This window comes from Burkholderia sp. RF4-BP95 (assembly GCF_001521985.1).
Classification (GTDB): Bacteria; Pseudomonadota; Gammaproteobacteria; order Burkholderiales; family Burkholderiaceae; genus Burkholderia; species Burkholderia diffusa.
This window is the reverse complement of sequence record NZ_LOSX01000042.1, coordinates 1-13,839: the sequence shown is the minus strand read 5'-3', so window position 1 is coordinate 13,839 and position 13,839 is coordinate 1. Positions and strand designations below refer to the sequence as shown.

16 protein-coding genes and 1 pseudogene are annotated in these 13,839 nt (G+C 65.7%); 6 read left to right on the top strand and 11 right to left on the bottom strand.

Annotated features, from left to right (window positions below; all coding sequences use genetic code 11):
• Nucleotides 1-15: 15 nt before the first annotated feature.
• Nucleotides 16-636, bottom strand: coding sequence for an oligoribonuclease (gene orn / locus WS46_RS15720; RefSeq protein WP_059691063.1), 621 nt, complete (start codon nucleotides 634-636; stop codon nucleotides 16-18).
• Nucleotides 637-753: 117 nt separating this feature from the next.
• Between orn and WS46_RS15715 the strand changes: the two genes are divergently transcribed.
• Genes WS46_RS15715 through WS46_RS15705 form a run of 3 tightly spaced genes read left to right on the top strand, consistent with a single transcriptional unit; the run spans nucleotide 754 to nucleotide 3,329 of the window.
• On the top strand, nucleotides 754-2,013 hold the full coding sequence (locus WS46_RS15715) for a M48 family metallopeptidase (protein WP_059691062.1): 1,260 nt from the start codon (nucleotides 754-756) through the stop codon (nucleotides 2,011-2,013).
• Nucleotides 2,010-2,951, top strand: coding sequence for a ribosome small subunit-dependent GTPase A (rsgA, locus tag WS46_RS15710; RefSeq protein WP_059691061.1), 942 nt, complete (start codon nucleotides 2,010-2,012; stop codon nucleotides 2,949-2,951). The genes WS46_RS15715 and rsgA overlap by 4 nt, the downstream gene beginning before the upstream one ends.
• A gap of 60 nt (nucleotides 2,952-3,011) precedes the next feature.
• Nucleotides 3,012-3,329: a putative signal transducing protein gene (locus WS46_RS15705; RefSeq protein WP_059523802.1), complete on the top strand. Its 318-nt coding sequence runs from the start codon at nucleotides 3,012-3,014 to the stop codon at nucleotides 3,327-3,329.
• Between the two features lie 78 nt (nucleotides 3,330-3,407).
• On the opposite strand, the gene WS46_RS15700 is transcribed toward WS46_RS15705, so the two are convergent.
• From WS46_RS15700 to rpsP, 6 genes are all read right to left on the bottom strand, one after another.
• Nucleotides 3,408-4,346, bottom strand: coding sequence for a CobD/CbiB family protein (locus tag WS46_RS15700; RefSeq protein ID WP_059523804.1), 939 nt, complete (start codon nucleotides 4,344-4,346; stop codon nucleotides 3,408-3,410).
• A 120-nt stretch (nucleotides 4,347-4,466) separates the two neighbouring features.
• Complete coding sequence (locus WS46_RS15695; RefSeq protein ID WP_059523805.1) at nucleotides 4,467-5,153, bottom strand: CoA pyrophosphatase; 687 nt, start codon at nucleotides 5,151-5,153, stop codon at nucleotides 4,467-4,469.
• A gap of 87 nt (nucleotides 5,154-5,240) precedes the next feature.
• The gene (rplS, locus tag WS46_RS15690) at nucleotides 5,241-5,633 is read right to left on the bottom strand and encodes a 50S ribosomal protein L19 (RefSeq protein ID WP_006753174.1); all 393 of its coding nucleotides are present in this window, start codon (nucleotides 5,631-5,633) and stop codon (nucleotides 5,241-5,243) included.
• A gap of 133 nt (nucleotides 5,634-5,766) precedes the next feature.
• Nucleotides 5,767-6,561: a tRNA (guanosine(37)-N1)-methyltransferase TrmD gene (trmD, locus tag WS46_RS15685; protein WP_059447922.1), complete on the bottom strand. Its 795-nt coding sequence runs from the start codon at nucleotides 6,559-6,561 to the stop codon at nucleotides 5,767-5,769.
• A complete protein-coding gene (gene rimM, locus WS46_RS15680; protein ID WP_059691060.1) occupies nucleotides 6,561-7,238 on the bottom strand; it encodes a ribosome maturation factor RimM in 678 nt (225 codons plus the stop codon). Before rimM ends, trmD begins: the two co-directional genes overlap by 1 nt.
• A gap of 42 nt (nucleotides 7,239-7,280) precedes the next feature.
• A complete protein-coding gene (gene rpsP / locus WS46_RS15675) occupies nucleotides 7,281-7,535 on the bottom strand; it encodes a 30S ribosomal protein S16 (protein WP_006476550.1) in 255 nt (84 codons plus the stop codon).
• A 153-nt stretch (nucleotides 7,536-7,688) separates the two neighbouring features.
• Between rpsP and WS46_RS15670 the strand changes: the two genes are divergently transcribed.
• Both WS46_RS15670 and WS46_RS15665 read left to right on the top strand, forming a co-directional pair.
• Nucleotides 7,689-8,828: a sorbosone dehydrogenase family protein gene (locus tag WS46_RS15670; RefSeq protein WP_059691059.1), complete on the top strand. Its 1,140-nt coding sequence runs from the start codon at nucleotides 7,689-7,691 to the stop codon at nucleotides 8,826-8,828.
• A 110-nt stretch (nucleotides 8,829-8,938) separates the two neighbouring features.
• On the top strand, nucleotides 8,939-9,406 hold the full coding sequence (locus WS46_RS15665; protein ID WP_059523814.1) for an NINE protein: 468 nt from the start codon (nucleotides 8,939-8,941) through the stop codon (nucleotides 9,404-9,406).
• A gap of 22 nt (nucleotides 9,407-9,428) precedes the next feature.
• Here WS46_RS15665 and WS46_RS15660 read toward each other — a convergent pair whose 3' ends face one another.
• Both WS46_RS15660 and WS46_RS15655 read right to left on the bottom strand, forming a co-directional pair.
• A complete protein-coding gene (locus WS46_RS15660; RefSeq protein WP_059523816.1) occupies nucleotides 9,429-10,607 on the bottom strand; it encodes a PA0069 family radical SAM protein in 1,179 nt (392 codons plus the stop codon).
• Between the two features lie 91 nt (nucleotides 10,608-10,698).
• Nucleotides 10,699-11,187 carry an Lrp/AsnC ligand binding domain-containing protein gene (locus tag WS46_RS15655; RefSeq protein ID WP_006762687.1) on the bottom strand — a complete coding sequence of 163 codons (489 nt, stop codon included), beginning with the start codon at nucleotides 11,185-11,187 and terminating at the stop codon, nucleotides 10,699-10,701.
• Nucleotides 11,188-11,331: 144 nt separating this feature from the next.
• Here WS46_RS15655 and WS46_RS15650 point away from each other — a divergent pair, with 144 nt between their 5' ends.
• Entirely contained in the window at nucleotides 11,332-12,618 is a 1,287-nt protein-coding gene (locus WS46_RS15650) for a D-amino acid dehydrogenase (RefSeq protein ID WP_059691058.1), read from the top strand.
• 186 nt (nucleotides 12,619-12,804) lie between these two features.
• Here WS46_RS15650 and WS46_RS15645 read toward each other — a convergent pair whose 3' ends face one another.
• Together WS46_RS15645 and WS46_RS35350 are read right to left on the bottom strand one after the other, a co-directional pair.
• Entirely contained in the window at nucleotides 12,805-13,740 is a 936-nt protein-coding gene (locus WS46_RS15645; RefSeq protein WP_059691057.1) for an electron transfer flavoprotein subunit alpha/FixB family protein, read from the bottom strand.
• 16 nt (nucleotides 13,741-13,756) lie between these two features.
• A pseudogene (locus tag WS46_RS35350) lies at nucleotides 13,757-13,839 on the bottom strand (electron transfer flavoprotein subunit beta/FixA family protein); the annotation flags it as partial.

Below are 13,839 nucleotides of genomic sequence, written 5' to 3'. Positions count from 1 at the left end.
CGCGTGCCGGCCCGCTCAGGCGGCCGGCGCGGACTCGCCTGCCGGCGCCGACGCGGCCGGAATCAGGAAATGCTCGCGGTAATACTTCAGTTCGTCGATCGACTCGTGGATGTCCGCGAGCGCCGTGTGCATCGCGCGCTTCTGGAAGCCCTTGTAGATCGCGGGCTGCCAGCGGCGGCACAGCTCCTTGAGCGTGCTGACATCCAGGTTGCGGTAGTGGAAGAACCGCTCGAATTCCGGCATCCAGCGCGCCATGAAACGGCGATCCTGGCAGATCGAATTGCCGCACATCGGCGACTTGCCGGGCAATACATACTGCGCGAGGAACGCCTGCAGCTGCGCGGCAGCCTCCGCCTCGGTCACGGTCGACGCGCGCACGCGCTCGATCAGGCCCGAGCGGCCGTGCGTCGACTTGTTCCAGTCGTCCATCTTCGCGAGCGTTTCGTCGCTCTGGTGGATCGCGAACACGGGGCCTTCCACCGCGATGTCGAGCGTGGAATTGGTCACGACGACCGCGATTTCGATGATGCGGTCGTTATCCGGGTCGAGGCCCGTCATCTCCATGTCGAGCCAGACGAGGTTCAACTCGTTGCGCACGAGCGCGGGCTGGCTGGCGGAAGCGGCGGTATCGGTCATGAGTCATCCTGGAAAATGGCGGACGGCGCGCAGCGCCGCCCGGGCGGCCGGCATCGCGTGAGCGGGCCCGGTCCGCAAGAACATATAATTCTCGCATAGAACCCTTTGGCGCCTTCGATGTCACCCTTTTCGTTCACCCTGCTGTTCGCGATCGCCGTGCTCGCGATGGTCGTCACCAAGCTGTGGCTCGCGTCGCGGCAGATCCGCTTCGTCGCCGCACATCGCAACGACGTGCCCGCGCAGTTCAGCGCCACCATCCCGCTGACCGCCCACCAGCGCGCCGCCGACTACACGGTCGAGCGCACCCGGCTGGCGATGTTTGAAATCGTCGTCAGCGCGGCCGTGCTGGTCGGCCTTACCCTGCTCGGCGGCGTCGGCGCCCTCGACACGCTGCTGACGGGCTGGTTCGGCCGCGGCTACGGTCAGCAGGTCGCGCTCGTCGCCGTCGTGCTCGCGATCATGGGCGCGATCGACGTGCCGTTCGAGTATTACCGCCAGTTCGGGATCGAACAACGGTTCGGCTTCAACCGCATGACCAAGCGCCTGTTCTTCACCGACATGCTGAAGAACACGCTGCTCGGCGCCGTGCTCGGCCTGCCGCTGCTGTTCGTCGTGCTGTGGCTGATGAACCAGGCCGGCAGCCTGTGGTGGCTGTGGACCTGGATCGTCTGGGTCGCATTCCAGATGCTCGTGCTGCTGATCTACCCGACCTTCATCGCGCCGATCTTCAACAAGTTCGAACCGCTGAAGGACGAAGCGCTGCGCACGCGCATCGAGTCGCTGATGAAGCGGTGCGGCTTCGCGGCGAAGGGCCTGTTCGTGATGGACGGCAGCCGCCGTTCCGCGCACGGCAACGCGTACTTCACGGGCTTCGGTGCGTCGAAGCGGATCGTATTCTTCGACACGCTGCTCGCGCGGCTGTCCGGCCAGGAAATCGAGGCCGTGCTCGCGCACGAACTCGGCCACTTCAAGCGCCGCCACGTAATGAAGCGGATGCTCGTGTCGTTCGTGCTGAGCCTCGTGCTGCTCGCGCTGCTCGGCTGGCTCGCGCAGCGCACGTGGTTCTATACGGGGCTCGGCGTCACGCCGTCGCTCGACACGAGCAACGCGGGCGCCGCGCTCGTGCTGTTCTTCCTCGCGATCCCCGTGTTCCTGTTCTTCGCGACGCCGTTCAGCAGCCTCACGTCGCGCAAGCATGAATTCGAGGCCGACGCGTTCGCGGCGAGCCAGACCGACGCGCAGGATCTCGTCAGCGCGCTCGTGAAGCTTTACGAGGACAACGCGTCGACCCTCACGCCGGACCCCGTCTACACGGCCTTCTACTACTCGCATCCGCCGGCGTCGCAGCGGATCGACCGCCTGATGCAGCACGCATGAGCCGGCCGACCTCCCGCAAGCCGGCTCCGCGCGCATCGGGCGCGCCGCGTGTCGAAGGCCGCGTGATCGCGGCGCACGGCCGCCACTATATCGTCGCGCCCGACGACGGCGGCCCGATGCTGCAGTGCTTCCCGCGCGGCAAGAAAAGCGAGATCGCGGTCGGCGACCGCGTCGTGTACGAACAGGCGTCGGCCGACCAGGGCGTGATCGTCGAGATCGGCGAGCGGCGCAACCTGCTGTACCGTTCCGACCAGTTCAAGTCGAAGCTCTTCGCGGCCAACCTCGATCAGCTGCTGATCGTGCTCGCGACCGAGCCCTATTTCAGCGAGGATCTCCTCGGCCGCGCGCTGATCGCGGCCGAAGCGAATGAACTGAAGCCGCTCGTCGTGCTGAACAAGATCGACGTCGAGGCCGCGCTGCCGGTCGCCCGCGAGCGCCTCGCGCCCTACCGCGCGCTCGGCTACGACGTGCTCGAACTGTCGGTGAAGGGCGCGCCCGACGATGCGCGCGCGCAACTGATGCCGCATCTGGCCGGGCATTCGACGATCCTGCTCGGCCAGTCCGGAATGGGCAAGTCGACGCTCGTGAACCTGCTCGTGCCCGATGCCGAAGCCGCGACCCGGGAAATCTCGGCCGCGCTCAACAGCGGCCGTCACACGACGACATTCACGCGCCTCTACCCGCTCGAAGGCGGCGGCGCGCTGATCGATTCGCCGGGTTTCCAGGAATTCGGCCTCTACCACCTGACGGAAGGCCGCCTCGAGCGCGCGTTCCCGGAATTCCGCCCGCTGCTCGCGGACTGCCGTTTCTATAATTGCCATCATCTGCACGAGCCGGGCTGCGCGATTCTCGAAGCCGTCTCCGACGGCCGCATCTCACCGTCGCGGCATGCGCTTTACGCACAGCTCGTGCACGAGGCAAGCCAGATCGTCCGCTGAGCGCACGGCGGGCAGAAGGCGGCCGGGGCGCCGGCCCGGCCTTCACCGACAGGAGCCGCGATGCGTTTCAAGGCCCCCAATCTCGCCACCGCGCAGCATTGGGCGAATGTGCTGCAGGCGGCCGGCATCGGTTGCGAACTGCACAACTGCTACGCGACCGGCGCGCTCGGCGGCTTGCCCGCCGACGCTTGCGCCCCCGAGCTGTGGCTCGACGACGAGCGCGACGATGCGCTCGCTCGGCGGCTCCTCGATGCGGCGTCGCATGGCCCGTCGGCCGGCGCCGCTCCGTGGCGCTGCCGTCGATGCGGCGAGGCGCTGGAGGCTCAGTTCACCGCCTGCTGGCAGTGCGGCGCCGTACGCGATCCGCTCGACGACTGAGCGGACTGACCTGGCGCATGGCAAAAAGGCCGGCATGAAGCCGGCCTTTTCGTTTCATCGCGCACGTGCGCTGCGGCGTCACGACACCCAGACGGCCAGCGTCAGCATCAACAGCAGGATCATCCACAGGATCACGGCGCGCCAAACCAGGCCGACCGCGGACTGCAGCGTGCGCGGCGTGCAATCATCGCCGACCGTCAACGGGCCGCTGTCGCCGACCGCCAACGCGTCTAGACTCGACGGTTCCGCGAGCGGCCCCGCGAGGCGCGCGCCGAGCGCGCCGCTGCCGGCCGCGAGCAGCACGCCGTCGTTCGGGTCGGGCCACTGGCGCGTGTGATTGCGCCACGCGTAGATCGCATCCTCGAAGTTGCCGACGATCGCGAAGCCGAGCGCGGTCAGTCTCGACGGAATCCAGTCGATCACGAAGAACGCGCGCTGCGCGAACGTCGAGAACGCGGCGGTGCGATCGTCGCCCGGCGTCGACCAGCTGCGCGCGAGATATTCGGAGATGCGGTACAGCACGGCACCGGCCGGACCGATGGGCAGCACGTACCAGAAGAACACGCCGAACACGTGGCGATGCGACGCAACGACCGCATGAATCAGCGTATGGCGGACGATTTCGCCGACCGGCATGTCGACCGTGTCGAGGCCCGTCCACTCGTGCAGGATTTCTCGCGCGCGCGGCACGTCGTCGTTGTTGAGCGCGAGATGGATATCGGTGAAATAGTGGCTGAACTGGCGGAAGCCGAGCGTGAAGTACACGACGACGACGTTCCAGATGAACGCGAGCACGAAGCTCACCTTGAACAGCAGAAAGTAGATCAGCGCGACGATCAGCACCCACGGCAGCACGACTGCAAGCCATGCGAGCACACCATGCTTTTGCTTGCCGGCGTCGAGGCCATGCGCGACGGTTTCCGCATGAAACTGGAACAGGGCGAACACCGGATTGCTCGGCGACAACGCGCGGACCTGTTCGATGATGAGGGCGAGAAGAACCGAAAAGAAAGTCATGCGTGGCGCCGTCTTCGGAGTTATGTCATTTTTTGCATAACGATAGCACAGCGTAAGCGGCGCATGGCTGCCGACGCGACGGGCCGGCGGCCGGCCGCGTGCGCGGGTTCGGGCCGGATGCTATCCGGCTGCCAAGAAGCGGTACAGATTGCGCAACATGCCGGCAGTTGCGCCCCAGATGAAGTAATGCCCGGCCGATTCGCCGTTCGGATAGGGCATCGCAAAAAAACGACGCTCGCCGCCTTCCCAGCGGAACACGCGCACCTGGTGGTTCGCCGGACTCATCAGGAACGCGAGCGGTACCTCGAAAATCTCGGCAACCTCGAACGTGTCGGCCTGCACGGTAAACGGCGGATGCACGAGCCCCACGATGGGCGTCACGCAGAAGCCGGTCCCCGTCAGGTAGTCGGGCAGCGCACCGAGCACCTCCACCGGTTCGGCGGCCAGTCCGATTTCTTCCTTCGCCTCGCGCAACGCGGTCGCCGTCGCATCGCGATCGAACGGCTCGCGACGGCCACCGGGGAAGCTGATCTGCCCGGCGTGGTCGTTCAGGTGGTCGGCGCGCTGGGTCAGCAGCACGGTGAGGCCGCCCTCGCGAACGACGAGCGGAATCAGGACGGCGGCGCTGCGCGGATCGACGCCCTCCTGCAGCCGTGCCTCTCCGGGCTCGACGCTCCATTCGAGCGTGCGCGCGAAACGCTCGCGCAGCCCGGGCGGGGTCATCAAGCGGGTTTCGATGGACGGCAAGCCGGCGCCAGTGCCTTCGACCGGCAGCACTTCGGGATCAATGATGGGGCGGCGATTCAATGGGGATCTCGAGTTCGTGACGTATCGAGCATATTGTCGCGCCAGAATGAAAAAAGCACCCGGGAGGGTGCTTTTTCCTTACAGCTCTTACTCTTGGGAAGCTGCTGCGGCGCGATCCTTCGACACCAGCTTTTCCTTGATTCGAGCCGACTTGCCCGAACGCTCGCGCAGGTAGTACAGCTTCGCGCGACGCACATCACCGCGACGCTTCACGACGATGCTCGCCAGCAGCGGCGAGTAGGTCTGGAACGTACGCTCGACGCCTTCGCCCGACGAAATCTTGCGGACGATGAAGTTCGAGTTCAGACCACGGTTGCGAATCGCGATCACGACGCCTTCGTACGCCTGAACGCGCTTGCGGTTACCTTCAACCACGTTCACGTTCACGATCACCGTGTCGCCCGGGGCGAATTCGGGGATCGTCTTGCCGGCGAGCGCGCGCTCGATCTCTTCCTGCTCAAGTTTTGCGATCAGATTCATCACTGACTCCTAAAGCCATCTTGTCGGCGTTTGCACCCGCCTGCTTCCAGGCTTGGCCCCGATAGAGGATGGATTCACATCAGGCACCGCGCACGCATGCACGGCACCGCCATTTCCCGCCCGCGCCGCCGCCTCAGGAGGCGTTCTTCGCTTCGCGTGCGAGGTTCGCAAGCCATGCCTCGTCGGCACGGCTCAACAACTTCTCGCGGCGCGCCCGGACGATCAGGTCCGGCCGCTTCCGCAACGTATTCCTCAATGCTTCCTGGCGCCGCCACCGCTCGATCTCGGCATGATGGCCGCCGAGCAGCACGTCCGGCACGCGCATCCCCTCGTATTCCTCGGGGCGCGTGTAATGCGGACAATCGAGCAGCCCGTCGGCGAAGCTGTCCTGCACAGCCGACTGCGCGTCGTTCAGCACGCCAGGCAGCAGGCGCACGACGGCATCCATCATCGCCATCGCCGGCAGTTCGCCGCCGGACAGAACGAAATCGCCGAGGCTGATTTCCTCGTCGACGCACCGGTCGAGCAAACGCTGATCGATCGCCTCGTAGCGGCCGCACAGCACGATGACACCAGGCTCCTGCGCCATTCGCACCGCACGTTCGTGCGTGAACGGTGCACCTTGCGGCGACATCATCACCACACGCGTGCTCGCGACGCCCTGCTCCGCCTGCGCTGCTTTCGCAGCGCCGATCGCGGCCTCGAGCGGCCTGGCCAGCATCACCATGCCCGGACCGCCGCCGTACGGACGATCGTCGACCGTGCGGTAGTTGTCCGTCGTGAAATCACGCGGATTCCAGGTGCGCAATCCGAAGCGCCCCTGCTTCACGGCCCGGCTGGTGATTCCCCAGTCGGTCAGTGCGCGGAACATTTCGGGAAAGAGCGTGACGACGTCGAACTGCACCGCGCTCTCCGTAACCTGGTTCATTAGTAATCGGCTTCCCAGTCGACGACGATGCGACGTGCCGCCTGATCCACCGTTTTGACGTAGACGCCGACGAACGGAATCAGCCGTTCGTCGGTGGTCGGCCGACCATCCTTGCCGACTGCCGGATACTCGACGCGCATGATCGAATGCACGCCGTTGTCGATCATCCCGCTTACCGTCCCGAGCGCCACCGATTGCTCGTTGACGACCTCGAGGCCGATCAGGTCGACCCAATAGAATTCGTCCGCGGCCAATGCCGGAAAATCTTCCCGGCGCACGAACACGCGAAAGCCGCGCAAAGCCATTGCGGCATCGCGGTCGCTGACACCCGCGGTATGCGCGACGACTGTGTCGCCGTGCGTCTTCGACTGCAGGATGCGGGCAGACAAGCGCTCCCCACCCCGTTCCAGCCACCAGCGGCGCGCCTTGAGCAGCGCATCGCCGCCGCGACCGGCGTCTGCATGCGTCGCCACCTTGACCCAGCCTTTCAGGCCATAGGCGTCGACGACCGCCCCGACCTCGACAGCATCGTCGGGCCAGGCTTGTACTGCCTCGAGACTGCCCTGCTCGGCAGCCGTACCGGCGCTCGCGACAGTGTCGCGCTCGACCGGCTTGCGGACGAATGCGCCAAATGACGCTCGCCCGCGCTTTGCGTTACCGGAATCGTGACCGGACATCAATGCTCCTTGCAGCCGGCACGACCGGCACACCGCGCCATGTTAGGCAGCCGGTTGCGCCTTTTGCGCTTCCTTCACGAGACGCTGGACGGTCGGCGACAGTTGCGCGCCAACGCCTTGCCAGTACGTCAGGCGGTCCTGAGCGATACGCAGCGACTCGCCCTTCGTGGCGACCGGGTTGTAGAAGCCGACGCGCTCGATGAAGCGGCCGTCACGACGGTTGCGCGAATCGGTAGCGACGATGTTGTAGAACGGGCGCTTCTTCGAGCCGCCGCGAGCCAGACGGATGATAACCATATGAAATCCTTCGGGAAAACCGGGTTCGAAACTACTGAAACGTGCGATTATAGCCGGAAACCAAAGCCACAACAAACACTTACGCGCAAAAATTCCACGGACGCCCTGCACGCCGGGCATACAATCGTCGTGTCCACGACGCTTACCGCCGCCATGCCGCCATCTTGCGTCACCCTGGCGCGCCGCGCGCAGCACCGCCTCGCGGGCTTGCTGACCGGCCTCCTCACCTGCCTCGCAGCCACCGCGGCTTACGCCGCAACGCCGGCGGACAAACTCGTCGTGCCACCCGGCTTCCACGTCGACGTGCTGACCGACGCCGTGCCGACCGCCCGCGAAATGGCGTGGTCGCCGCGCGGAATCCTGTATGTCGGCTCGCGGGAAGGCCGTGTGCATGCACTTGTGATGCAGGAGGGCCGGATCACGGCCCGCTACGTGATCGCATCGGGGCTCGACATGCCCGTCGGCGTCGCGTATCGCGACGGCGCGCTCTATATCTCCGCCGTGTCGCGTATTCTGCGCCTCGATCACATCGACGACCGGCTCGCCAGGCCTCCGGCGCCGGCTGTCGTGACGGATACGCTGCCGACCGATCATCATCACGGCTGGAAATTCATCGCATTCGGCCCCGACGGCAAGCTCTACGTGCCGACCGGCGCCCCATGCAACGTGTGCCTCGCCGATCGCGGTCGATACGCGATCATCGCACGCATGAACGCGGACGGCAGCGGCCGGGAAGTGTTCGCCCGCGGCGTGCGCAATACCGTCGGCTTTGCCTGGCACCCCGAGTCGCGCGAGCTGTGGTTCACCGACAACGGGCGCGACTTGATGGGCGACGACGTGCCCGACGACAAGCTGAATCGAGCGCCGCGCGCAGGCCTCGATTTCGGCTTTCCATATTGCCACGGCGGCGACACGCCCGACCCTGAATTCGGGAGCGCCGACGTGTGCCGCCGCTACGCGCCGCCCGTGCTGAAACTCGGCGCGCACGTCGCGGCACTCGGCATGCGCTTCTATACCGGGACAATGTTTCCGGCGTCATATCGCAACAACATCTTCATTGCCGAGCATGGTTCGTGGAATCGCAGCACGAAGGTCGGCTATCGCGTAATGCGCGCGGTCGTGTCGGCCGACGGCAGCCACGCAAGCCAGACACCGTTCATCACGGGCTGGCTGCGCGCGGACGGCACCGTGTGGGGGCGCCCGGCCGACGTCCTGCCGCTGCCGGACGGCTCGCTGCTCGTCAGCGACGACTACGCAGGCGCCATCTACCGCATCACCTATGCGGCACCTTGACGCAGGCAAGGGGTGACCGGGTCCGACCGGGCATCGTAGAATGCGTGCCGGGCCGAGCGCCCCGCGCCGGCCCGCCGGCCGCCCATGCCAACGATAATCCGCCGCCATCCATGTCCAGCAGCACCGCATCGTCCCGCCGCTTCCGCTCCAAGACGCTCACCGCCGCCCTCGCGTTCCTGCTCGGTTCGCTCGGCGCGCACCGCTTCTACCTGTACGGCTTTCGCGACGTGTACGGCTGGGCGCACCTGCTCGCGACAATCGTCGGGATCCCGGGTTTCCTGCTGCTCGCCGCGACCCAGCGCAGTGCCAACCTCGGCTGGTGGCTCGCCGTGCCGGGTGCGATCTCGCTTCTGGCTGCGTTCCTCGCCGCGCTCGTCTACGGCCTGCGCCCCGACGAGAAGTGGGACGCGCAATTCAATGCCGACACAGGCAAGCACAGCCAGTCAGGCTGGACGGTGATCTTCATCGTGATCTTTTCGCTGCTGATCGGTGCGTTCCTGCTGATGACCGCCCTCGCGCTGTCGTTCCAGACGTACTTCGAATCGCAAGTCGAAGCGGCAAAGCAAATCTCGCAGTAAGCGCCAACACGCGTCGGCCGGATCAGAACAGGCTCAGTTGCACGTCGTCACGCGACTTCGTGCCGGTCGCGCCCGCCACCGGGCGCTGCGCCGCCGCCCCGGTCGCCGGCGCACCGCGAAACTGCGACAGATCCAGAATGCCGTTCGCACGCTCGTTCAACCCTAGCCGCTTCACGGCCTGACGGAACCGCTGCCGCAACAGGTCGGCCCAGATTCCCTCGCCCTTCATCCGCTTCGCGAAATCCGAGTCGTAGTCCTTCCCGCCGCGCATGTCGCGCACGCGGTTCATCACGCGCTCCGCGCGATCGGGGAAATGCGCGGAGAGCCAGTTCTTGAACAGCGGCGCGACCTCCCACGGCAGCCGCAGGATGATGTAACTCGCGTGCGTCGCGCCGGCTTCAGCACAAGCTTCCAGCACACGCTCCATGTCCGGCTCGGTGACGAACGGAATCATCGGTGCAATGCTGACGCCCACCGGCACGCCCGCATCACGCAGCGCGCGGATCGTGCGCAGCCGGCGCGCCGGCGTCGCCGCACGCGGCTCGAGCGTGCGCGCGAGATCGGCATCGAGCGTCGTGATCGTGACCGCGGCCATCACCTGCCCGCGCTTGGCCATCGGGGCCAGCAGATCCAGATCGCGCTCGATCAGGGACGATTTCGTGATCGCAGCGAACGGCAGCCCGTGATCGTGCATCACCTGGATCACGCTGCGCGTGATGCGCAGATCGCGCTCGACCGGCTGGTATGCATCGGTGTTGACGCCGAGCGCGATCGGCTCCGGCACGTAGCGCTTGCGCGAAATCTCGCGCTCGAGCAATTCGGCCGCGTTGACCTTCGCATAGATGCGGCTCTCGAAATCGAGCCCCGGCGACAGACCGAGGTAACTATGGGTCGGCCGTGCAAAGCAGTAGATGCAGCCATGCTCGCAGCCGCGATACGGATTGAGCGACACGCTGAACGGTATGTCCGGCGACTGGTTGTGCGTCAGGATGCTCTTTGCGCGCTCCTCAAACACCTGCGTGCGCAGCGGCGCGGGCAGATCGGCGTCGTCCGATTCGTGTGTCCAGCCGTCGTCGACCGCTTCGCGCAGCGCCGTTTCGTATCGCCCCTGGAGGTTGTCGACCGCACCGCGCCCCTTGCGGGGCGCCGGCGGTGCTATCGGAAATTCGTTGTCGGACCGACCGTCCATACGCTCACCCATTCGCCTGCACCCAATACTGTACATTTATACAGTATTAGGTGCAGCATGCCAAGGGCGGGATTGAGGGACGGGCTGCAGGCAGCAGCCACGGTCATTCGCCGACCGAGATCGTCAGCGTCTCCTTGATTTCTTCCATCACGACATAGCTTTTCGACTGCACCGCGCCGGGCAGCTGCAGCAGGATGTCGCCCAGCAGCTTGCGATAGTCGGCCATTTCACCGATGCGCGCCTTGATCAGGTAATCGAAGTCGCCGGACACGAGATGGCACTCGAGCACCTCGTCGATCTTCATCACTTCGCGCCGGAACTGCTCGAACATGTTGCCGCCCTTGTGGCCGAGCGTGATCTCGACGAATACCAGCAACGCGGCACCGAGCTGCCCCGGATCGACGCGTGCGTGATAGCCGGTGATGACGCCGTCGCGCTCCATGCGCCGCACGCGCTCGATACACGGCGTGACGGTCAGCCCGACCTGCTCCGCGAGGTCCTTCATCGCCATCCGGCCGTCGTCCTGGAGCAGTTTGAGGATGCGCCGGTCGAGCTTGTCGAGCGAGCGTACTGGCTGGCGTTGCGTTCTCATTTGTTTATGCTGAAAACCTGAAAAATACGATAACAAAACCTGCACATTCGACAATACCATAGCGCAAAAAACTAGATCAGCTAGAGGTTACACGGAGACGCACGTGCGCCCGGCCTCGACCTGATCCTTCCATCTGGAGCAGCTATGCGAGTCGTCATTCTGGGCAGCGGTGTGGTGGGCGTGGCAAGCGCGTATTACCTCGCGCGCGCCGGTCATGAAGTCACGGTGATCGACCGGGAAGCCGGCCCGGCGCTCGAGACGAGCTTCGCGAACGCAGGTCAGATCTCGCCCGGCTATGCTGCGCCGTGGGCCGCGCCCGGCGTGCCGCTGAAGGCCGTCAAGTGGATGTTCGAGAAGCACGCGCCGCTCGCGATCCGCCTCGACGGCACGCGCTTCCAGCTACAGTGGATGTGGCAGATGCTGCGCAACTGCACGGCCGAGCGCTATGCAGTCAACAAGGGCCGCATGGTCCGCCTCGCCGAATACAGCCGCGATTGCCTGCAGGCGCTGCGCGCCGACACGGGCATCCAGTACGAAGGCCGCACGGGCGGCACGCTGCAACTGTTCCGCACGCAGCAGCAACTCGACGGCGCGGCGAAGGATATCGCGGTGCTGCAGGAAGCGAACGTGCCGTTCGAACTGCTGTCGCCGGACGAGCTCAAGAATGCCGAACCGGCGCTCGCCGCCGTGTCGCACAAGCTGACGGGCGGCCTGCGCCTGCCGGGCGACGAAACGGGCGACTGCCAGTTGTTCACGACGCGCCTCGCGGCGCTCGCGGAATCGCTCGGCGTGAAGTTCCGCTACAACACGCCGATCGACGCGCTGGCGATCGCGGGCGGCAGGATCGCCGGCGTGCAGTGCGGCAGCGAGACGGTGCGCGCGGATGCATACGTCGTCGCGCTCGGGTCGTACTCCACGAACTTCATCTCGAACCTGATGAAGATCCCCGTCTATCCGCTGAAGGGCTATTCGATCACCGCGCCGATCGTCGACGAGACGGCCGCGCCCGTGTCGACGGTGCTGGACGAAACCTACAAGATCGCGATCACGCGTTTCGACCAGCGCATCCGCGTCGGCGGCATGGCGGAGATCGTCGGCTTCGACAAGAACCTGCGTGCCGCGCGTCGCGAGACGCTCGAAATGTGCGTGAACGACCTGTTCCCGGGCGGCGGCGACACGTCGAAGGCAACGTTCTGGACAGGCCTGCGCCCGATGACGCCGGACGGCACGCCGATCGTCGGCCGCACGCCGGTCTCGAACCTGTTTCTGAACACCGGCCACGGCACGCTCGGCTGGACGATGTCGTGCGGGTCGGGCCAACTGCTCGCCGATCTGATCTCGGGCAAGAAACCGGCAATCCAGGCCGACGACCTGTCGGTGCATCGCTACCTGAAGGACGTGGCCGGCCAGACGCGCCCGGCATACGCATAAGTCGGACCGGTCCGCCGCGACGCAGGCCGGCGCGCATCAACGAAAAAGGCGCCCTCGGGGCGCCTTTTTCGTTACAGCGAATGCGTTGCTGGCTCGAAACAGAGCCTCGGCCATCGCACAAAAAAGGGGCGCTCATCGCGCCCCTCGTCTTGCGTACTTGCCGCCGAAGCGTCAAGTCACGCCGTGTCAGCCCAGTTCGTTCACGAGTTCCGGCACGAGCGCGAACAGATCGCCGACGAGGCCGTAGTCGGCCACGCTGAAGATCGGCGCTTCGGGATCCTTGTTGATCGCGACGATCACCTTCGAATCCTTCATGCCGGCCAGATGCTGGATCGCACCCGAGATGCCGACCGCGATGTACAGCTGCGGCGCGACGATCTTGCCGGTCTGACCGACCTGGTAGTCGTTCGGCACGTAGCCGGCGTCGACTGCCGCGCGCGATGCGCCCAGTGCTGCCGACAGCTTGTCCGCCAGCGGCTCCAGCACCTTCGTGTAGTTTTCGCCGCTGCCCAGACCGCGACCGCCCGACACGATGATGCTCGCCGACGTCAGCTCCGGACGATCCAGCTTCGTCACTTCACGGCTCACGAACTGCGATTTGCCCGCATCGGCCGCCGCTTCGATCTTCTCGACCGCCGCGTTGCCGCCTTCCGCTGCAACCGGATCGAAACCCGTTGCACGCACCGTGATCACCTTGATCGGATCGCTCGACTGCACCGTCGCGATCGCGTTGCCCGCGTAGATCGGACGCTCGAACGTGTCGGCCGAATCGACCGCCGTGATGTCCGAAATCTGCGCGACGTCCAGCTTCGCGGCGATGCGCGGTGCGATGTTCTTGCCGTAGGCGGTTGCCGGCGCGAGGATGTGCGAGTAATCCTTCGCGATGTTCAGCGCGGTCGCTTCGACGTTTTCCGCCAGGCCCGCTTCGAGCTGCGGCGCGTCGGCCAGCAGCACCTTCGACACGCCTGCGATCTTCGCTGCCGCGTCGGCCGCGCCCTGCGCGTTGTGCCCCGCGACCAGCACGTGAATGTCACCGCCGATCTTCGCTGCCGCCGCCACCGTGTTCAGCGTCGCGGCCTTGATCGACGCGTTGTCGTGTTCTGCAATCACCAGAATCGTCATTTCTTTCCGCTCCCTCTTACAACACCTTGGCTTCGGTCTTCAGCTTCTCGACCAGCGTCTTCACGTCCGGCACCTTCACGCCGGCCGCGCGCTTCGGCG